The sequence below is a fragment of the Acinetobacter sp. YH01005 genome (assembly GCF_013420465.1).
In the GTDB taxonomy this organism is placed as follows: Bacteria; Pseudomonadota; Gammaproteobacteria; order Pseudomonadales; family Moraxellaceae; genus Acinetobacter; species Acinetobacter amyesii.
The window spans coordinates 25,999-46,537 of the sequence record NZ_VOYA01000021.1 but is presented as its reverse complement, the minus strand read 5'-3'; the positions used below and the strand labels follow the sequence as shown (position 1 = coordinate 46,537).

Annotated in this window: 14 protein-coding genes and 1 pseudogene; 13 read left to right on the top strand and 2 right to left on the bottom strand. The window is 37.3% G+C overall.

Annotated features, from left to right (window positions below; translation table 11 throughout):
• Positions 1-443: pseudogene (locus tag FTT72_RS13200) on the bottom strand (transposase); the annotation flags it as partial.
• A gap of 75 nt (positions 444-518) precedes the next feature.
• Between FTT72_RS13200 and FTT72_RS13195 the strand changes: the two are divergent.
• From FTT72_RS13195 to FTT72_RS13135, 13 genes are all read left to right on the top strand, one after another.
• Positions 519-968, top strand: a complete 450-nt coding sequence (locus FTT72_RS13195) for a restriction endonuclease subunit S (RefSeq protein ID WP_180178531.1) — start codon at positions 519-521, stop codon at positions 966-968.
• Between the two features lie 29 nt (positions 969-997).
• A complete protein-coding gene (locus FTT72_RS13190; protein ID WP_180178530.1) occupies positions 998-2,848 on the top strand; it encodes a DUF262 domain-containing protein in 1,851 nt (616 codons plus the stop codon).
• A 23-nt stretch (positions 2,849-2,871) separates the two neighbouring features.
• On the top strand, positions 2,872-5,964 hold the full coding sequence (locus FTT72_RS13185) for a type I restriction endonuclease subunit R (RefSeq protein ID WP_180178529.1): 3,093 nt from the start codon (positions 2,872-2,874) through the stop codon (positions 5,962-5,964).
• The gene (locus FTT72_RS13180) at positions 5,961-6,665 is read left to right on the top strand and encodes a M48 family metallopeptidase (RefSeq protein WP_180178528.1); all 705 of its coding nucleotides are present in this window, start codon (positions 5,961-5,963) and stop codon (positions 6,663-6,665) included. The genes FTT72_RS13185 and FTT72_RS13180 overlap by 4 nt, the downstream gene beginning before the upstream one ends.
• A gap of 22 nt (positions 6,666-6,687) precedes the next feature.
• On the top strand, positions 6,688-7,077 hold the full coding sequence (locus FTT72_RS13175; protein WP_180178527.1) for a DUF2002 family protein: 390 nt from the start codon (positions 6,688-6,690) through the stop codon (positions 7,075-7,077).
• Between the two features lie 331 nt (positions 7,078-7,408).
• A complete protein-coding gene (locus tag FTT72_RS13170; RefSeq protein WP_257221069.1) occupies positions 7,409-8,887 on the top strand; it encodes a hypothetical protein in 1,479 nt (492 codons plus the stop codon).
• Positions 8,884-10,347, top strand: a complete 1,464-nt coding sequence (locus tag FTT72_RS13165; RefSeq protein ID WP_180178526.1) for a hypothetical protein — start codon at positions 8,884-8,886, stop codon at positions 10,345-10,347. Before FTT72_RS13170 ends, FTT72_RS13165 begins: the two co-directional genes overlap by 4 nt.
• Before the next feature lie 39 nt (positions 10,348-10,386).
• Positions 10,387-10,797, top strand: a complete 411-nt coding sequence (locus tag FTT72_RS13160) for a hypothetical protein (protein WP_180090156.1) — start codon at positions 10,387-10,389, stop codon at positions 10,795-10,797.
• Positions 10,798-10,830: 33 nt separating this feature from the next.
• Positions 10,831-14,556: a tubulin-like doman-containing protein gene (locus tag FTT72_RS13155; protein WP_180178525.1), complete on the top strand. Its 3,726-nt coding sequence runs from the start codon at positions 10,831-10,833 to the stop codon at positions 14,554-14,556.
• Positions 14,557-14,634: 78 nt separating this feature from the next.
• Entirely contained in the window at positions 14,635-16,068 is a 1,434-nt protein-coding gene (locus FTT72_RS13150; RefSeq protein WP_180178524.1) for a hypothetical protein, read from the top strand.
• A gap of 29 nt (positions 16,069-16,097) precedes the next feature.
• Positions 16,098-16,760 (top strand): hypothetical protein, encoded by a 663-nt coding sequence (locus FTT72_RS13145; RefSeq protein ID WP_180026589.1) that lies wholly within the window; start codon positions 16,098-16,100, stop codon positions 16,758-16,760.
• Positions 16,761-16,833: 73 nt separating this feature from the next.
• Positions 16,834-17,388 carry a DUF2799 domain-containing protein gene (locus tag FTT72_RS13140; RefSeq protein ID WP_180026590.1) on the top strand — a complete coding sequence of 185 codons (555 nt, stop codon included), beginning with the start codon at positions 16,834-16,836 and terminating at the stop codon, positions 17,386-17,388.
• Positions 17,389-17,403: 15 nt separating this feature from the next.
• Positions 17,404-18,687 carry a tetratricopeptide repeat protein gene (locus FTT72_RS13135; RefSeq protein WP_180026591.1) on the top strand — a complete coding sequence of 428 codons (1,284 nt, stop codon included), beginning with the start codon at positions 17,404-17,406 and terminating at the stop codon, positions 18,685-18,687.
• Between the two features lie 1,050 nt (positions 18,688-19,737).
• Here the strand turns inward: FTT72_RS13135 and FTT72_RS13125 are convergent.
• The gene (locus FTT72_RS13125) at positions 19,738-20,469 is read right to left on the bottom strand and encodes a Fic family protein (RefSeq protein ID WP_180178523.1); all 732 of its coding nucleotides are present in this window, start codon (positions 20,467-20,469) and stop codon (positions 19,738-19,740) included.
• Positions 20,470-20,539: the final 70 nt, after the last annotated feature.

The following is a 20,539-nucleotide window of genomic DNA, read 5'->3' as shown; positions in this document are numbered from 1 at the left end:
AATTGTCTGCTGATTTCGCTGAATTGATCTTTTACTCATGCCTCGCTTTAGCCAATCATAAAAGCGAGAAACGGATACACGAAGTAATCGAGCCATTAAAATAATCGGAAATAAGTGGCTTTGCGATTTCATATAGGCGTACCTCACTGACTTTCTTTGGCAAAGTACGCTGCTGCCTTTTTTAAAAATTCACGTTCCATTTCAGCTGTTTTGAGCTGTTGTTTAAGCTTCTTATTTTCTTCGAGTAAGGCGTTTAGATCGGGCGAATACTGTTTTGTGCCTGCTAAAGTTCCAGCCTTTGCTTTGTTATTCCAGTTCGAAAGGGTTTGCATTGAAATGCCAAGTTGTCTAGCGGATTCCGATACATTACCTTGGTTCTCTTCAATGGCTTTTATGGCTTCAGCTTTAAATTCTGCGGTGTAAGTCTTCTGTTTCTTGCTCATGGTAAACTCCTAATGAGTATGTATAGTTTACCAAGTTAAACCCTCCTGTTTTTTAAGCACACATCAGAATGCTATTTGGGATCAGACTTATTATATAAAAAATGGATGCGTAATGGTGAGGCTCAAAAAGACGATATTGCTTTCACAATGGAAGCACCTTTAGGAAATGTTGCGTTAATACCAGATCATTCTAAATATATATTGAGCCAACGTACGATTTTATTACAAGTTAATAAGCAAGAATTTGATCCTCATTTTATTTTTCATGTACTCATGTCAAATGAGTTTGAAAAGTATATTTCAGATCAAGCAACAGGTTCTACTGCTCAAGGAATCAAAAGAAGTTTATTTGAAAAACTTAAATTAGTTTTACCTATAGAACTTTCAGAGCAAAAAAGTATTTCACAGATTTTAGATGATTTTGATTTTGAAATAGAAAAGCTAAATCAAAAATTGAAAAAATTGCAACTTATTAAACAAGGCATGATGCAAGAGCTTTTAACGGGTAAAACGCGTTTAGTTTAAGTACGGTTAAAAAATATTTGGGGGTAAATATGAAAATTGATGCACAAGTAAAATCGATTGAAAAATTAAAGGACTATTTTTTTCTCGTACCTGACTATCAACGTGAATACGTATGGAAAGCAGATGATCAGGTCGAGCAGTTTTTAACAGATATAGATAATGAATACGATGAAAATGCTGAGCAACAAGAAAGCTATTTCATTGGTTCAATTATCATTGTTAAAAACAAGAATAAATACGATGTGATTGATGGTCAGCAACGTCTGACCACTATTACACTGACCTTGTGCGCAATTCGAGATTTACTCTCAACTCAAGAAGCAAGCTTAAATGAAATACAAAAAGAGCATTTAAGTACCGTTAAGAAGTTATTGTATAGTTTTGATTTGGATACTGAAAAGCATTTATTGCGTCTTGAACTTCAATATGAAGAAAGTCGAAATTTTCTAGATAAGCTCATTTTAAAAGAAGCATACGAGGGTGAAAACACGGCATCTATTCAGAAAATGCGTGCTGCTTATAATCAAATTTATAACTATCTTGAAAATATTTTACAAAAAGGTGTGCCTGCTTTAACCAAATTTGCACGCTATTTCATGAGCAAAATTGATTTGGTGCTCATTGAATCAGAAGATATCGGTAGTGCACTCAAAATCTTTGAAACCATTAACCAACGTGGTGCAAGTTTAAATGCCATGGACTTGGTCAAAAACCTATTGTTTAGACAAGCCAACGAAAGTCAATTTAATACAATTAAGGAAAAATGGAAAAATATTAATGAGGCTTTACTACGTTGTGGAGAACATGAAAATCCACTACGTTTTTTACGTTATTTCATGATGGCACGTTATCACAACGGCATTTTGCGTGAAGATGATATCTACAATTGGATTATTACCAAAGCGGGTAAAGCCATTCTGAAATATGAGACCCATCCAATTGAATTGGTCAAAGAAATTGAGTCTATGGCACTGCGCTATGCGGATTTAGTCAATGCAACCAAAAAATTAAGCGATGGCAGCGATTACCCACATGTGACGCATATTGGCTTTATTAACAAATATAAAGCTCGACAACATTTAATTATGCTGTTGGCATTATCTGAACATGCGGATAAATCAGCGATTGATTATTTGGCTCAGCAAATCGAAAGTTTCTACTTTGTGACCAATACAGTAGGTATTTTAGGTAAAAGTAATGAACACTCATTTGCCAACTGGGTGGTCTCCTTCCGTGGTAAGAAAACCATCGAAGAAATTCAACAAGCTGTTGAAAAAACCATTGTGCCGTATGTACTAGAGCGCTTAGAAACACTGAAATTTAAGTTTTTAAATATCCGTCACGACGGTTATAACCCACAATATCGTCAGCGTTTTATTTTGGGCTTGTTAGAAAATCAGGCACGTAAACAAGCTGGGTTATCTGAACTCAACTTTAAACAAATTGGTGAGTTGCAAATAGAACATATTTTCCCACAAACACCAAAAGATGATGTATTGCCAGCAGAGTTTGTAGATAAAGCCGAATATAACAATACTATCTATAAGTTAGGTAACGTGACTTTACTCGAAGGTGTGATTAATCAAGCGATGAATAAGATGAATGATCTTACAATCAACTGGTTTAAACAGAAGCAAGATGAGTATAAAAAATCAATATTGCTGACGGTGAATCTGCTTGATCATGAATATAACATCGGTAAAAACACAGCAATCAACAGATTTAAAGATGATAAAAACTATATATTTGACAACTGGTCAAAACAAGCAATTACGGATCGTCAGCACATCCTGCTAGATCTTGCTTTGGATGTATGGCGTTTTAATGATCAACGATTAGATCAATACCAAGTTACAGTAAATGATACAGCTAGCGCTTAACTATACAACATTAGGGGCAGGGAATGAGTAAAGTTGGGCAATTAGAAAGAGTCACACAAAACCGTGTTATCCAACTGTTTAAAAATGAATTGGATTATCGCTACCTTGGTGATCTACATGAAGAAAATAATAAAAATATTCGTGAGCACGATTTAAAGGCGTGGCTGAAAAAGCGTGGTATTAGTGATGTTCTGATTCAAAAAGCTTTTCGACAATTAGATACAGCATCAGCTTTAGGTGAAGGGCGAAAGCTCTACTACTCCAATAAAGATGTCTATCAGTTATTGCGTTACGGTGTAAAAGACAAAGAAGGGGCAGGCGAACAAAACCAAACCATTTGGCTCATTGATTGGGAAAATCCTGAAACCAATGATTTTGCCATTGCTGAAGAAGTCTCTGTACAGGGTGAAAATAAGAAGCGTCCTGATGTTGTACTTTATGTCAACGGTATTGCCTTGGGTGTGATTGAACTTAAACGCTCTACAGTTGGCTTAACTGAAGGAATTCGACAAAATCTGGATAACCAAAAGAAAGATTTTATTCGTGATTTCTTTACCACTATGCAATTGGTTATGGCTGGTAATGATTCACAAGGTCTACGTTATGGAACGATTGAAACTCCAGAAAAACACTATCTGGAATGGAAAGAAGAGCTAGAAAATCCCTACACAAACAAGTTAGATTTTCATCTAAGCCTGATGTGCAATAAAAGAAGGTTTTTACAGCTTATTCATGATCTTATTGTTTTTGATGCAGGCGTTAAAAAGACCTGTCGTCATAATCAGTTCTTTGGTATTGAAGCTGCAAAAGTACGAATTGCTCAACGAGAAGGCGGTATTATTTGGCATACCCAGGGTTCGGGTAAAAGTCTGACCATGGTTTGGTTAGCCAAGTGGATTCGTGAAAATGTGACAAATAGCCGTGTTCTTATCGTGACAGACAGGACTGAGTTGGATGAACAAATCGAAAAAGTCTTTAGCGGCGTTGAGGAAAAAATTTATCGCACTAAAAGTGGTGCAGATCTAATTCATACGCTCAATATAGTCAATCCATCCTTGATTTGTTCATTGGTACATAAATTTGGTCGTCATGTGGAAGATGAAGAAGACGATGAAGAGTCATCGGCTGATTTTATTGCTGAAATGAAAAGAGCGTTGCCTCACAACTTTAATGCGAAAGGCGATCTTTTTGTTTTTGTTGATGAATGTCATCGAACGCAGTCTGGTAAGCTTCATGAAGCCATGAAGCAGATATTACCTGAAGCCTTATTTATTGGTTTTACAGGTACGCCATTGATGAAAAAGGATAAGAAAAAATCCATTGAGGTGTTTGGGTCTTATATTCATACCTATAAGTTTAATGAAGCGGTCGAAGATGGCGTTGTACTCGATATACGCTATGAAGCAAGAGATATCGATCAGCGTGTAAAATCCCCTAAAAAAGTAGATGAATGGTTTGAAGCAAAAACACGGAAGCTTTCTGATTTAGGTAAAACTTTACTTAAGCAAAAGTGGGGCACCATGCAAAAGGTGCTTTCAAGCCGTTCAAGACAGGAACAAATCGTTGCCGATATTTTAATGGATATGGACACACGTCCACGCCTGATGGATGGACGAGGCAATGCGATGCTTGTTTGTTCGAGTGTCTACCAAGCCTGTACTGCTTATAAGCTATTTAACGAAACAGACTTAAAAGGCAAAGTAGCGATTGTCACAAGTTATCAGCCGACTGCTGCAAGTATTAAAGGTGAAGAGTCAGGTGCTGGTTTAACCGAAAAACTTGCGAAATATGATATTTATCGACAAATGCTCGCAGACTATTTTGAGAAACCCGCAGATCAAGTAGGTGGGTTGGTTGAAGAGTTTGAAATACAAGTCAAAAAAAAATTTGTTGATGAACCTGGTCAAATGCGTCTATTGATTGTAGTCGATAAATTGCTTACAGGTTTTGATGCGCCTTCAGCGACTTATTTGTATATTGATAAAACGATGGCAGATCATAACTTGTTCCAAGCGATTTGTCGGGTCAATCGATTAGATTCTGATGATAAGGAATATGGTTATATTATTGATTATAAAGATCTCTTTAAATCTATTGATAAGACCATTAAAGACTATACCTCAGAAGCTTTAGATGGCTATGATAAAGAAGATGTAGATGGACTTTTAAAAGATCGTATTAAAGCAGCACGTTTAGATTTAGATACGGCTTTAGAGATGGTAAAAGCACTTTGTGAACCTGTGCCTGCACCAAGATTGAGCCAAGACTTTCAGCATTATTTCTGTGGAGAATCAGGTTTAAATTCTGATGAAATTAAAGAGAAAGAAGCTCTGCGTTTAAGCTTTTATAAGGCGATTAATAAACTTTTACGTAGTTATGCCAATGTTGCAAGTGAGATGGTTGAAGCGGGTTATACAGATGCTGAGATAGCCTCGATAGAGCAAGATGTTAAGTTTTATGAAAATCTGAGTAAGGAAATTAAAGCTTATAGTGGTGATGCTGTAGACATGAAAGTGTACGAGCCAGCGATGCGTCAACTACTGGATATGTATATTGAAGCTGAAAGCAGTGAGGAAGTCGTTAAATTTGAAGAGTTAGGTTTAATTGATTTGATTTTACGAGAAGATAGTGACTTTAAGGGTATCCCCGAAAGTATTCGTAGAAATCCTGAATCGATGGCGGAAGCAATAGAAAACAACGTCAGGAAAAAAATTGTAGAGGAGAATCCCGTAAATCCTGCGTATTATGATCAGATGTCGGTATTGCTTGATGAACTTATTGAAATGAGACGTCAAAAAGCAATTGAGTATAAAGAGTATTTAGAAAAGATTCGTGAAGTCGCTCAAAAAGTGACTCAACCTACAGGTAGAAGCAATTATCCAAAAGAAATGAATACTGTTGGTAAACAAGCGCTATATGACAACTTTGGTAAGGATGTGGAGCTTACCTTAAAAATTGATCAAACAATTCAGTCTAATAAGTTGGCGGCATGGGTTGGTGATCATGCAAAAGAAAAGATTTTGCTTAGAGAACTTAGTCAAGCCTTGGGAACCCGAGACAGGGATGTTTTAATAGCGTACATAGAGTTGGCTAAACAACATCAGGAATACCATTGAGCGAAACGCTAAAAATAGGTTCTATTGATATAGAAATTCATCGTAAAGATGTGAAAAATTTAAATATTACCGTACATCCTCCATTGGGGGATGTACGTGTTTCTGCACCTTTAAGTATGTCTGAAAAATCAGTGCGAATGGCAATTATTGGGCGTTTAGCATGGATAAAAAAACAACAGGCTGATTTTAAGGAGCAGAGAAGGCAATCTAAGCGTGAAATGATAAGTGGTGAAAGTCACTATTTATGGGGTAAGCACTACCGCTTGAATGTGATAGAGCGTAATGGAAAGCATGTTATTCAAAAGCATGGAAAATGGCTAGACCTTTATGTAAGCCCTAATGCCACAGAGGATAATCGTCGTAAAGTTATAGAAGCATTTTACCGTATCGAGTTAAAGACAGCATTAGATGATTTGCTGGTTGAATGGCAAAAAAGGCTACACGTTAAATTGAATGCTTATGGTATCCGCAAGATGAAAACGAAATGGGGAAGTTGTAATACAGGTGCTGCTAGAACCTTATTTAATCTTGAGTTGGCAAAGAAACCTTATGAGTGCTTAGAATATATTGTGGTACATGAGTTAGTCCACTTATTGGTTCGTACCCATAATGACGAGTTTAAAGCTTTAATGGATGTGCATGTACCAGATTGGAAGCAACGTAAAGCACTATTGAAAGATCAATTGCTTACTGATTTTTAAATTAAATTTCGAATAAGAAAAAATGACCTATTTAAGCTGTAAAGAAATTTATCAGATTATGAGTGATTTGGGCTGTGAACAAACAACTACTCGTAAATATGCATACGAATTTAAGTTGAAAAATGGGCATTATCTATATGTTAAGCGGTTAATGGATACGAAAAAAATTACCCCAGAGCCATCTAGATTGATGATCCATCCAGCACTTGTTGAACTCAAAGAAGATCTGCAAAAAGTGGAAAATGTAGTATTCAATTTTGAGGAAAAAGGGAATATGAATTCTGCATTTGTCCAATTTCCTAAATGTAGGCAATCTGAGTGCGAAGATAATCAGACAGAATATGGGATAGGTGTGAACTTCAGTAATAAGAATGGGTTAATAGGTTTTTTAAAATTTATTGAAAGTTTGTAATTTGGATGTGCTTTTAATTCCCATTTTATTTTGTGGGTAATGCATGGGTAAAATTAAATAAAAAACTCTATGTATTTCAGAATGTAAAAGCTCCAGTTCAACTGCCACCACCACTTTCACACTAAAATTAAGATCATTTAGACTAAATTGCAAATGCGACAATTGGATAAGGAGTAAATCTCATTTGTTTAAAAATTGTTAAAAAATATTTAATTATTGTTAAGTTTAACTTAAGTATTTAATTTTATTAAAAAAAAATCAAATAAATGGTTTGAAAGTGAAAAAAAATGTCTAGAATGTTGCAAAAGAAATTCAAAATATGGGGTGTGTCTTGGTTCATGATCACGATAAGACAGTGTGGAACTTAGCATCTGGTACTTGGATGCGAGATGAGACAGTGGGTTATATTTTAAAAAGTACGCCAAATTCAAATGTTGAAAATCATGTGAATCCTCACTTTGTTCAGCAGATGCTGAACTTGCCAACTTTGGCTGGAAAAGTGTATCCACCTGAGTTTTTATACGATCCCGAAACAGGTACCCCTTTAGAAAAAAAGCAGGTTGATTCAGAAGCATATTGGCTTCCGCCTTATGGACAGGGACGACATTATGATGATAATCGTCAATACATGGATAGCCATGGCTTACAGTTAAGTCATCAACTTAAAAAATTAAAGAATGAGCCACAGATTGATGCTGATACAGAACAGAAAATAAAAATGCCACCAAGAGGTATTTTTGAATTTGTGTCGATCAAAGCCAGTACAGATATTCCTCAACTCGTGGCATACAATAAAGTTAATGGCAATCTCTTGATTTGGAGTCAAGACAATCAGGAATGGTTGGAATTAAAAGCAGTTGAACGTCGTTTAGAGCGTTGTCCAGAAAAATTGGAAGAATATTTGCAACTTTTAGGCGTTGTAAATGATGCTGGTATTCAGTGCTTATATATTCCAACCAAAGCAGGTTTAGCACGAGTCACCATTGAAGGTTTGTCATTGACCTATCGTGCTGAGTATATCACCCCACTTAATAGTCCATGTTTAGGTACACCGGTTTATTGGAATAAAAAGATTTTAATACCAATTTTAATTGATGATCAGGTTAAAATTTTTGATGTCACGAATCAGATAGAGATTTTGTTGAATGAACAAACCTCTGAAATTTATTTTGAAAAAGTTGTTTATGACACTAGACGTATTATTTGGGTCGGTACGTCAGGGCAATTGATTTTAAAATATAAAATCTCTGATGATGAAGCACTCAATATCGTCTATAAAATGTGGCTACCAAGCTACACGCCTGATTTCCGTTTTGGTGCACCGTATGATGATCAAAAAGGGAGTTTTTATCAATTTGGTAAAACTCAAAGTAATGAAAAAGGTCCTTTATGTTATATCGAATTAGATTCTGAAGACCAACTCGAAAAAACGCCATCATTCCGTTTTACCACAGGTATATCAAAGTTCGGCCTAGATGGTAAATTGGAAATCAAACAAGATATTTGGAAAGAAGCAAGTGTAGTCGAATCAACTCATCGTTTTACAGTTCCAATGATTGAAGATGAGAAAAAAGAGTTAATTTTAGGATTCAGCTTCGATACAGATACCAATATCGGTATTGAACAAAAACTTGCAGATGACACAAAGCAAGACATTAAATTATTTATAGATACACATGATGGGCTAATTGATTTTCATCGTGTTCAAGTAGAAAAGCCATTACATTCAAAATTTTTTATTCATCAGAATGTTTTGTATTTCTATAACCCGAGCTTAAATGACATCTTAGGTTGGGAGTTGGTTGCATGAAACACATTGGTTTAATGGTTGCTGTGAGTTTAGCTTCAACGCTCACTTGTGCGGGTCAGCATGCATTTTTAGTCCAAAACTCTGGTTGGATGGAGCCATTTTACCAGGATCAAAACTCTCAATTAAAACCGCTGGTTAATGCAGTGGTTCAAACGGTAACGCAGCCCAATGATACGGTTGCGGTTTCCATGTTTAACCAAAGTAACACAACTGCCCAATCACCTGTGTTGATTTATCAAGGGGCAGGTAAACAAAATGTCAGTCAGCAACTCAGCCAACAGGGGATTGCCAAAAAATCTGATAAAGCCTATGCAGACACAGATTTTAAAGAAGCTGTCGTTGCCACGATTACAGGTCCATTTGCGAAAAAGTCAGGCATTATCTGGATTTTTACTAACAATAAAAATAGTCCTAATAATGATGAGGCAACGGCTGAACGCAATAAAGAGTTTTATGAGTTAGTTCACTTAGATCCAGCTATAAATAAAGTAATGGCTTATCCATTAAGAATGCCTGTACAAGGGACACATTTTAATGCATCAGGACTAATGGTTTATGTATTGGCTTATGGTGAGCAGGCAGAAGCTGAGTTAAACCATTTGGTAAAATCAGGTCAGATGGAAAAAGTGTTTACCCAACAGCCTGCATTATTAAAGCCTTTAGATAAAGAACCTGTTCAGCTCATTCCGACAGGTGTAAAAAACTCATCAACGATTCAGGCCTCTTTGGCAGCAGATCAGAAAACTTTGGTCTTTAATTTAGAGCCTAAAGATGTCATTCCTGAGTTAAAACTCACAGCAGATCTGAAAAACAAATTTTATCCTTACAATATTGCAGCAACTCGTGTTGAAGCAAAATTAAGATTAGCAAATGGAATGCAAGCACCGATTCAGATTTCTGAAACGGATATCCGTTTGATGACTAAGGATAATACCAAGCTCGAGTTTCAGGTGCCAATTCCTTCGCATTTAATTGTGTCCCCATGGTCTTGGGAAGTGTTTAAGGCAATGGGTAAGGCAGTTACGATTCCTGCAAATATTGACGTGACGCTGTATGAGCAAAAATTAAGTTTATCGGAAGAGTTTAAACAGAATCTTCAGTCTTTATTTCCTGGGGATCCTTTGTCTGATGTTTTTGTTGCACCACAAAGCATTCAATCTTCTACGGCAACTATTCCTGTTCAATTCCGCTTGCAATATCCATTATGGCCTGTCGTGGTCATGATCACTGGACTCTTATTGGCTATTGTGCTGAGTCTTTTGGCTTTGGCACTTGGTTCTAAACGTAAAAAATATGATGTTTGGGTGAATGGGTTAAAGAAACAGACAATCCAATTAAAACCATTTTCAAAAATGAGCGTGTATGGAGAAGCAGGTAAAGAAATTGCCATTGTGAAACGTGGTATTTCGGATGCATCCGTACATGTAATCGATAAAGAATTTAGTGTAACACTTCGTTAAATATCAAAGATTAATCTAAAAAAACATCCAGGGGGATATATGTCAGAGTCAAATGCAAATAACGGTTTTGTATTACCAACAGCAGATGAGCAAACACAAAATGAAGCAAGTGGTGTTGCGCAGACTGTACAAGAAGTCAGTGTACCGACAATACAAGAAGAAACAGGTTCACGTGATTTGATGATTGCAGGTGCAATTATCGCAGTACTTTTAATTGCCTTCTTTTTTGCAAAACGTGGTTTCAGCAATAGTTTGGTGAAAAAACGTATTTCTCCGAGCAAAGCAAGTATGGCGGGATGGTGGTTATTTATCTTCCTTGCAGCTGTGGCTATTGGGGCAGTGTTGGCTGCAGTGAATCCAGTTAAATTTTTATCTTTACTGATCTTAGGTCCATTGGGTGTGGTTGCTTTGGTGAGTGGTGTACTGACCTTTACAACAAGCCGTGCTTAATTAATAACATTAAAAAGAATTAGAGAGATCAATATGACAGACGCACAAAGTGTCAATACAAACACGGCTACCAAATCTGCAGAGCAGACGGTAAAACTCCGACCAACCCTTTACATTGGTGTGGGTGGTACAGGTATGGAAGTGATGATGCGTGTGCGTCGTCGTATTCTCAATGCAAGTTGGGGCAGTGATAATGTTCGCTTAGAAAACTTATCACAATTCCCCATCGCGCAATTCATGCACTTTGACTTAGATCAAGGTGCAATTATTGATAGTGGTCGTGCACAAACTGAAGATTTGCAATACAACTTGGTGAAATTTACCGATGATGAAAAGATTGTTGAATCTTTTGATATCGAAAAATATAGCCGTGATGATGCATCATTAAGTCGTTATCCGCATATTCAAAATTGGTTGCCGTTAACTCCTAAAAAAATTCGTGAATTAGGGATTGATCCTGCCAAAGGTGCAGGTCAGATTCGTTCTGTTTCACGTCTATATTTCTTTGATAAATATCCAAAAACACGTGATAAAATTCGATCAAAGTTAAATACTTTAAAAGCAGGCCTGTCTCGTGATGACATGCTGCGTAAGCTCAATCTTCAACTCGATACCAGTAAATTCCGTATCGTGGTATTAGGTTCTGTTGCTGGTGGTACAGGCTCAGGTTCATTCTTGGATATGGGCTGGTTATCTAAGTGGGTGGCAAGTAATGAAGTTGAAGCAGCTGATGTTGAATTGATGCTATTTTTGCCTACAGGCTATTCAAGTGCAAACAAGGCACGTACTGAAGCCAATGCTTATGCGGCATTGATGGAAGTTGAATCTGCGATGGTGGGTCATTCGAAGTATGTGGAAAAATGGGATGATTATGATCGTCCTCAGCTTGCCTCTAAGCCTTATGATGAAGTGCATCTGATTGATTCCGGTAACTTAGCTCGTCAACATACAGACAATATGAATGATGTGTATTCGATGATTGCGGACACATTATTTGAGGACTACCGTTCTGCTGACTTCGCCAATCGTAAACGTTCAGTTGCAGTCAACCAACGGCAGCATAAAATTCATATGTTTGCGCCACCTGTACCGACAGGTCGTTTCGGTGACATGAAACTAAACTATTCATGTGCTTATTCAGCATTTGGGCAAGCAACTTTAGATACGCTTGGTCGAGCGCGCTATGATGAGTATGCCTATAGTTTGGCTTCCGATATGCTGAAAGCATTCTTCGGTGTCGCAAGTGCCAATCCTGCTACAAACCGTGCGAGTGAAAAAAAGCGTGATACATTCATGGCTGAGAACATGAATCTTAGTCTAGTGCCATTCAACAATCTTCCTGAATTTTCTGCTACAACACTGAAAAATCCAGAAATTCGTGAACTCAATACAGAATTCATGGATTTAGAAGTTGTAGATACTTTACTTCGTTCAGGACAGAACGGCGTGGAAGTGGATATTGCTGAAGAAACCCGTCAGCGTGTCAGTCAACGCATTAGTGAAATCAGTAATATTGATCGTGATCAGTGGGCAAATGAAGTCCGGAAAGCGATGCAAGGTTTAATGCGTGATGTGATTCGTAATCCAGATGCGATGGCAGATACTGCTGAAGATCGTGTCATGCGCCGTCGTAAAGCACTCTTTGAAAGTCTCAAGAAAGATATCGAAAGTCGTTTATATCTGTATTTAGATAATCATGAGCAAGGCGGTTTTGAATATGTGATTTCTTTAGTTGAGCAAATTAAAGATCGTATTGAAAATGCGAACTCTGGGATTGCATTACAACTGAAAAATTCAGCAAATCGTTATACTGCAATTAAAGACGCTTTGTTGACCTATGAGTATGAAAAGCAACTAAAAGATTTGGAAGAGACCAAAGGTAGAGGTCTACTGAGTATCTTTAGTGGTGGCAATAAAGAAGAACAAGCGCGTTCAGTATTAGATAATTTACGTAAAGATATTGCTAATGTACTTTCCTTCCATCTACGTGCCAAAGCTGCTTTAGAAGCGATTGAGCTGATGCAAGATATCTCAAGCTGGTTAGGTAACAGTTTAGGGGTAGATGAAAGCGGTCGCACTATTTGGAATGGGGTGATGGGTGATCTACAAAATGGTCAAGAGTCAGTTATCGATATGATGAACCGTCTTGATCATGATCGTGAAGTAATTCATCAACAAATTCGTACCAAGCACGCCACTTTGCAAATTATCGAAACTGAAGATGTAAAAGAACGGAATATTGATCCTCGTTTACTCTGTGAATGGGCAGCAGAAGCATTTAAAGACTTCGGCGGTTCAAAAGAGCTCTTTAAAGTTCTTGTTGATCCAGATCAGCAAACACCATTATTGATCAAAATCATTCGTATGGCAGAACGCCGTTTGGTTGCTTTTGAACAGAATGATCAAGAGGAAGATCCACTTTACAAAGCACTTGAAAATATGAGTGTAGTGGAGCGTCAAAATGTCTTTACCGAGTGGCTACAGCGTGCCATGCCTTGGGTCGACGCTAAAATGGGAGGTGATTTCACACCACCACCAGACCGTTTCAAATGTTTTATTGGTGTAAATGGTGCAGATCAATTCAGTAAAAAATATAAACATGAATTGACGGGAGCTATTCCGAGCGGTCTAGGCTTAAATGCACAAGCATTGTCGATTGTGGAAACAGGTGAACCTGGTCGTGCAGTGTGTTATGTAGAGCTTTCAGGTATTCCACTGACCATTTTACGTGGTATTGAGACGTGGCGTACGAGCTATCGTAAAGAGAGTGAAAGAACACCATTACATACACATATCGATTCAACACGCTTTAAACATCCATATGCGCCTACACCTGATGAATTAAATAATTTAGCGGATGACTTTAAGTGTTACTTGAAAGCAGTGATGTTGGGCGTCTTAAAACGTTGTGATGTTCCAGGCTTGATACCAAGTGGTCAATATGAATTTGCGGTTGCACGTGGTGATGTACGTCGTTTAGGAAATGAGCGTGGCTTCCGTTTAAATGGTTTGCCTCAGACCTATCGCGATAATATTTATGATCAAGTTCAACACAAATTTAAGTCACTCAGTGATGCGAATTTAACCATGTTAATTGCATTGGTTGATCATTATGAGCGTGAAGTCTATACCCCACGTCTTGTTCAAAATGAAACGGGTGCACAAGTTGAACATGTCGGTTTTGCATGTGCAATTGCAAAAGAATTGAAGCGAGAGCTACTTGAACTTGCTCAACGTAAGGAAATTCCTCAGGACCTTATTGATCGTGCATACGAGTTAACTGAATATCGCGAAGAAATGGAAAAATGGGCTGAAGTGCTCAAAGATTCGGACGAGGATGCATATCAGGATGAAATTCGTGAGCCAAATAAAGGTCGACGTCTGAAATGGGTGATGAATATGTCACCAAGTATCTTACAAACACATGAACAACTTCTTGTGAAAAAAAGTGTGGCAGAAGTAGTTTCGCCAATAGAGACTTTTGCAATGCCTGGCATGACTCCACCGCCACCTCCAGGCGCGATGCCACCACCCATTCTGCAGCAACCTCAGTATCAATATCATATAGCGATTAATGGGCAAAACTTTGGACCATACTCACATTCTAAAGTGGTTGAAATGTTGCAGCAGCAACAAATTAACACTGCAACGATGGTATGGCGTGAAGGTTTAGCTAATTGGATCGCAATTGCCCAATGCCCTGAGCTTGCAATGCCTGTGCCACCACCAATTCCAGGCATGCCGCCAATTTTACAATAATGCCCATCGCAGTATTGTTCTCGAAGGAGGGCAATACTGCTCATGCTCAACACAAAAAGAAGTAATAGGTTAAATGAAATGGTTAAGCAGCAAGAATATACAGCTTGTATTGGATGTAAGCAGGAGCTACAGCTCAAAGTAAAGTTTTGTCCTTTTTGTAGTGTTGCACAAAGCGTTCAAGCTCAAACTCTGCCTGTAGAGCCAGAAGAAACATCGACTATTCCACAAGAAATAGTCAGTGACTTACCAGAATCGACGGTTAGTGAAACACTAAGTGAAGCTCAAAATAATGAGGCTGCTGATACATCGGTTGTGGTCAAACATATTACGAAAAAGGGTAAAGAATTAGTCGGGATCATTGTCGTAGGTGCATCTCTTGAGTTAATGCGGACTTATGATCGATATGCTTTTAAAAAGGAAGAAGGTGTTTTTGTCCGTTTAAAACATTTAGCAAGAATCCCAAATGAATTTTTAAGCTCAGAACAATATAAACTAAAGTCTCAAAAAGATTTATTAATTCAAGACAATGAACCAGATGAGTATTTTGAACAGACGTCATCTGTGGCAAGTGTTGAAAGTCCTTTACCATCAAAAAGCATGAATCAGCAAACACCTTTAGATTCACCACAGCCCAAAAACTCTATTTTTAAATATATCGCGATTTCTTTTGCCGTATTTTTTATTGGTATTGTCATTATGTTTAGTGGTAATAAGGATACAGATCAAGCGATTTCTGTAGATGAAGAGCCTTTGGTAGATTCATGTGAAAATGTAAATGCAGAAGTTAGTAGTTTATTGAGCGAAAAGATGCCAATGCGTGCGTTGAGTATTATTAAACTTAATCAAGAAGAATGTAAAACCAATGCAAGTTTTGTTCAATTGGTTGTATCTGCTGAAGCACAAGCAACTTCTGCAAAAGAAAAGCTCACTTTAGCGAAAGAATATTTACAAGCTGGGAACTTGGAGCTAGCACATCAGACATTGCTTGCTGCATTAGAGCTTGATTCAGAACTTGTGGGGGGCGTAGAGTTGCTGCCACAAATTGAATCGATGATTGAAGAATATAATCTTCAGCAAGAACAAGAAGTAGAGGAAGTTCCATTAGAAAGTGAGGCTGTACAAGATGCTATTCAAAACATACCTCAACAAAATACCAATCATCAGGTTGAGCAAGCACAGCGTTTAGCACAAGCAGAACGTGAACGAGTAGAACTACAACGTCAAGCAGAACAGGCTCAACGACAAGTTGAACAAGCACAAAGAGAACGTCAACAAGCTTTAGAAAAAGAGCGTCAAAAAGCTGAAGAAGCGGCACGGCGTCAAAATGAAGCACGTTTTGATTCTCAGCTCAGTCGTGCAGAGCGTGCATTAAATGCGAATAACTACGGTTTGGCTAAATCTTTGGCTCGAGAAGTATTGTCTGCTTCCCCGAGTAATGGTCAAGCAAAACGTATTTTACGTCAGGCTGAAGCAGGTGAGTCAGCGGCCTTTGACGATATGGTAATTCAATAATCATTTGAAATGTGAAGAGGGGTAATAAAATGAAAAAATCTATGTCTATTGCTATGCTGAGTTCAGCCTTAGCCGTTTCAGGTTGTGCAAGTACTGGTGGATTGGCAACGTCAGCCAATGGTGGATGTAATACTGGAATGTCTACAGCAGTAGGTGCATTACTTGGTGCGGCAATCGGGGCATCTGTGGGTGATAGTACTTATGCTGCAACAGGTGCTGCCATTGGTGGTGCAGTTTTTGCAGCAGGGTGCGTAATGATTAATGCACACACTATTCAAAAAAAGTCCGCTGCTGAAGTTGAAATGGCATATAAACAAGCCAATAAAGGACAATTGCCACAACAAACACGGATACAACAATACTCAACAGTTGTTCTTCCTAATCAGACTATTCAAGCAAATCAAAGTATTACAGTGAAATCCGATTTAACTGTAGTTGAAGGGGTCGCAGAGCCATTACAGCGTGTACAAGAAAAGCTGGTGCTTAAAGATGCAAATGGTAAAGTGATTCGTGAATTAGTTAAGGATGTACAAATGACCAATAAGCAAGATTTTGGCTCAGGGGCATTTGAAAACTCATTTAGCTGGAAATTCCCTATGAGTGTATCAAAAGGAAGATATGTCTTAGATACAGAAGTTCTTGTGAATGGCGTGAAAGTTGCAAACAACACACGTGTGATTACATTAACTTAAATCAAAATAGACCTTCAATGGGTTATGGGGAGTTGAAGGTCTTTGAATAAAAAACAAAACATTTGAGGGTGAAATGAAGTTACAAATGGTGTGGTTGGCAAGTGTTGTCATGTTAAATGGCTGTGCTATTATGTCTAAAAATGAATGTCTTTCAGCAAACTGGTCGTTGATTGGGCAGAATGATGGTTATAATGGTAATGGTTCATTCATGCAAAAGCGTGCTCAAGCATGTATGAAGCACAACGCGATTTTAGATACAGAAGCCTATACTACTGGTTATAAGAAAGGTCTAAAAAATTATTGTAATCCACAAACGATTTTTGATTATGCGTTGCAAGGTAGAGGAACATATCAAAGTTGTCCAATGGAAATGCAAAATAATTTAAGACCCTATTACAATGTGGCAAATAAGTTTTATCACGCGAATAAAAATTTAAAATCGATTGAAGATACAATTGCTACAGCAAAATCTAATATGTATAGCTCTGATCTTAAAGAAGAGTCGCGCAAGTATTATCGCGAAAGATATAACGAAGCTAGTAATAAACTGGGACAAGTTCAGCGAGAATATAATCTAGCAGAGCGAGAAATACAGCAATTTAAGCGAACAGCGAGTTTTGAATACTAAGTGTGAGTTATAACTTTGAAAAATGCAGTTTCTGATTCAAAAACAGAGACTGCATTTTTTATTTTAGATCATAAAGAATCTTCAAATTATTGGTTTATTTATATGAAATATTTAAAGGCAAAATTACTTTTCTCATCACTCGTATTAACTTTCCCTTCTTATGTGACAGCTAATACAAAAAGCGAAGAAATTCATTCCAGAGTTGTAGGTGGTATTGATAAGGCTGGTGAAATGGCTACCCTTGGAATTGAAAAAATGTTTTCACCATTACATAAAGGGGTTGAAAAAGTTGTCAAGCCGCGTGTTGATAAAATTAATGGTGAGTATTATTTTAATCTCGGTAATGCTTACTATAAGGGAAATGTCTCGTTTAATAATCAATATATCCAAAAAGATGATGTTAAAGCATTGGAAGCATGGACGAGTGCTGCATATCACAACCATAAGTTTGCGCCATTTAATTTAGGAATCATGTATTACAAAGGTGAAGGAACGCCTGTTAACAAACAAAAAGCCTGTGAATGGTTTCTGCGCGGAGCTTTATTAGGTGATACTGGGGCACAAGCAAATGTGGGTACTTGTTATTATACTGGTCAGGGAATGCAACAAGATTTACCTGAAGCATTAAAATGGTTCTCATTAGCTGCAACAGATGGAAACAGAGTAGCTCAATTCTTACTTGGTGAAATGTATTATGACGGTCAAGGTACAGAATTAAATTTAACTTTAGCTAAAGAATGGTATGAAAAAAGTGCAGCACAAGGTCATGAAGGTGCTCAAAAAAAACTAGATAAACTTAAAAGTTCATGGGATATGCCATATAAGCAACTGACAGTGGCAAATACAGCAGGAAAAGTTATCGATGGTGATGCATTTTTTATATCTGCTGCAAATCATGCAAAAAATGGTGATGCAAAAGCACAATTTGATCTTGGCATCATGTACTTTAGAGGAATCGGTGTACCTCAAGATTATATAAAAGCTTTAGAGTTTTTTGAAAAAGCTTCTGTTCAAGGTCATGAAAGAGCAAAAGACTATATTTCACGGACCTATTTTGCCTTGGGATCAGATTATTTCAGCGAAGATGCCGGGGAGCGTCAAGATGATCAAGAAGCATTTAAATGGTTTTCAAAAGCTGCTGAACTTGGTCATGCTCAAGCACAATATATAATAGGTATCATGTATTATTTTGGTGAAGGTATTCCAAAAAATGAATCTAAAGGGGTTCAGTTGATAAAGCAGTCTGCTCAAAACGGTTTTAAAGAAGCCCAAAAGGTGATTGATGAATATAAGCTTTAAACTAAACATTTAAAAATGGTATTTTGTTTTGAATTGAGGAGGATGAATTAGCATAAAATGCTGTTTCATCTTCTAGATAATTCTCCAATAAATAATCGAAGTAAAAGTAAAAGTAAACGTTAAGTGGCCATTAACGGTCGTTTGTTACCATTGGCTTTGTATGATTTTTCATGTTTATAGAATAACAATCAATTTGTTGTATGGTCTTGTACTTATTCAAATGTATCGAACAAATATTTGCATACCAAACTGTAAGGGATCTTGCGATCTTAACCTGTGATATACACATTTTGTTATGGCCTCCCAGGCTGAAGTACGATACGTTTGTCATGCAACTTTGCCCAGTTAACCAATCAAACACTAATAAATTCAGATCCAATGTCATAGTGAATTGCAAGTGGTTTATCTCGCCATTCAAGCAACTAATTCAGTGTACGAATGACTCGTAGTACAGGCATTGATAGCCCTATTTAAATCACCAATCCTATATGCCGATAATCATCAATCATGTTCAACAAGCGTTTACTTCGTCCATCACTCAGCTGGTCAGGCATGTAATCTAATGATCATACTTACTCAGGCCGAATAGGTTCTTTCAGTCGTGTAATTAATGAGGCATACATACCACTATATTTAGCACGCCATTTCTAAAAACTCGCCTTACACATGCTATGTTCTCGGCAAAAAATGGTAACAAGGGGGTACTAGATTCAGCTTGCTTCAAGATGGACGTGATATGACTGTCAGGATATTAAGATGTTTTCATGAAGAATCTCCAGCTTGTATCTTAAGAGAAAATTCTACTTTTAGATCCTATTATTTTTAGGGGGATTACCGTAGCACCTGAAATTAAAATGTTTTGCTGACGATAACCTCCTACATTGCCATCATCAATATTTTTAGGATGCTGAATTTTAGCGGTATTTTTCGCGGTACAATGACATTGGTTGGTTATAAATGTTTATTATAAACAATTATTTAAATTGTAAAGATGGTGCGCGCTGAGTGCACTATCCCATCCAAATAAATTAAAATGTAAGTTAGATAGCTCTAAATACCTAAAACAACCTGATACGGCTTAAACCCTTCCAATACAGCCTCAGAAAACAACTGAATAAAAGCTTCAGTCTTTCCATAAGCCAACCATTGATCTAAAGCTTCATAGTAAGCCAAACGATTTTCTACTGTAATCACACAAGGCAGATATCCAGCTTTAAGTAATTCGAGATTCATCAATAAGCGTGATGTACGACCATTCCCATCAATAAATGGATGAATGCCTACAAAGTCTGCATGTACTTTAGCTGCACGTTCAATAGGATGTAGCTTATGTGCCTCAGTATTGTACCAATCGACAAGCTGAGCCATTTTATCATTCAACAATGTATAGTCGGGTGGGTTAGTCGTAGCACCTGAAATCAACACGTTTTGTTGGCGATAACGTCCTGCATTGTCATCATCGATATTTTTTAGAATGAGTTGATGGATATTACGAATCTGCCATTCAGAAAAAGGTTCTTCTTTACGAATAATATCTTCAACATAATAGATCGCATTTCTATGGTTAATTGCCTCGAAATGTTCTCGTAATGCTTTTCCACCAACGGTAATGCCTTCCAAAACCACTTTTGTTTCTAGCAATGTCAGTGTATTGCCTTCAATTGCATTTGAATGATATGTCCAGCGAACAATAAGATCTTCTTGTAGATTTTTTACAATTGCAGGAGAAAGAGGACGATGCTGATCTAATATTGTTTTTAAAGCATCTATATTGTCAAACATAACTTTCACCCTGAAGTTGTACTCTTGAATGATACATGAAAAAAACAAATATAAAAAAGGAAGGTTATAA

Bases quoted from the DNA above. Each gene is read 5' to 3' on its own strand.
- FTT72_RS13150 (WP_180178524.1), top strand. From the start codon at position 14,635: ATGGTTAAGCAGCAAGAATATACAGCTTGTATTGGATGTAAGCAGGAG.
- FTT72_RS13165 (WP_180178526.1), top strand. From the start codon at position 8,884: ATGAAACACATTGGTTTAATGGTTGCTGTGAGTTTAGCTTCAACGCTC.
- FTT72_RS13175 (WP_180178527.1), top strand. From the start codon at position 6,688: ATGACCTATTTAAGCTGTAAAGAAATTTATCAGATTATGAGTGATTTG.
- FTT72_RS13190 (WP_180178530.1), top strand. From the start codon at position 998: ATGAAAATTGATGCACAAGTAAAATCGATTGAAAAATTAAAGGACTAT.
- FTT72_RS13125 (WP_180178523.1), bottom strand. From the start codon at position 20,469: ATGTTTGACAATATAGATGCTTTAAAAACAATATTAGATCAGCATCGT.
- FTT72_RS13140 (WP_180026590.1), top strand. From the start codon at position 16,834: ATGAAGTTACAAATGGTGTGGTTGGCAAGTGTTGTCATGTTAAATGGC.
- FTT72_RS13185 (WP_180178529.1), top strand. From the start codon at position 2,872: ATGAGTAAAGTTGGGCAATTAGAAAGAGTCACACAAAACCGTGTTATC.
- FTT72_RS13155 (WP_180178525.1), top strand. From the start codon at position 10,831: ATGACAGACGCACAAAGTGTCAATACAAACACGGCTACCAAATCTGCA.
- FTT72_RS13145 (WP_180026589.1), top strand. From the start codon at position 16,098: ATGAAAAAATCTATGTCTATTGCTATGCTGAGTTCAGCCTTAGCCGTT.
- FTT72_RS13160 (WP_180090156.1), top strand. From the start codon at position 10,387: ATGTCAGAGTCAAATGCAAATAACGGTTTTGTATTACCAACAGCAGAT.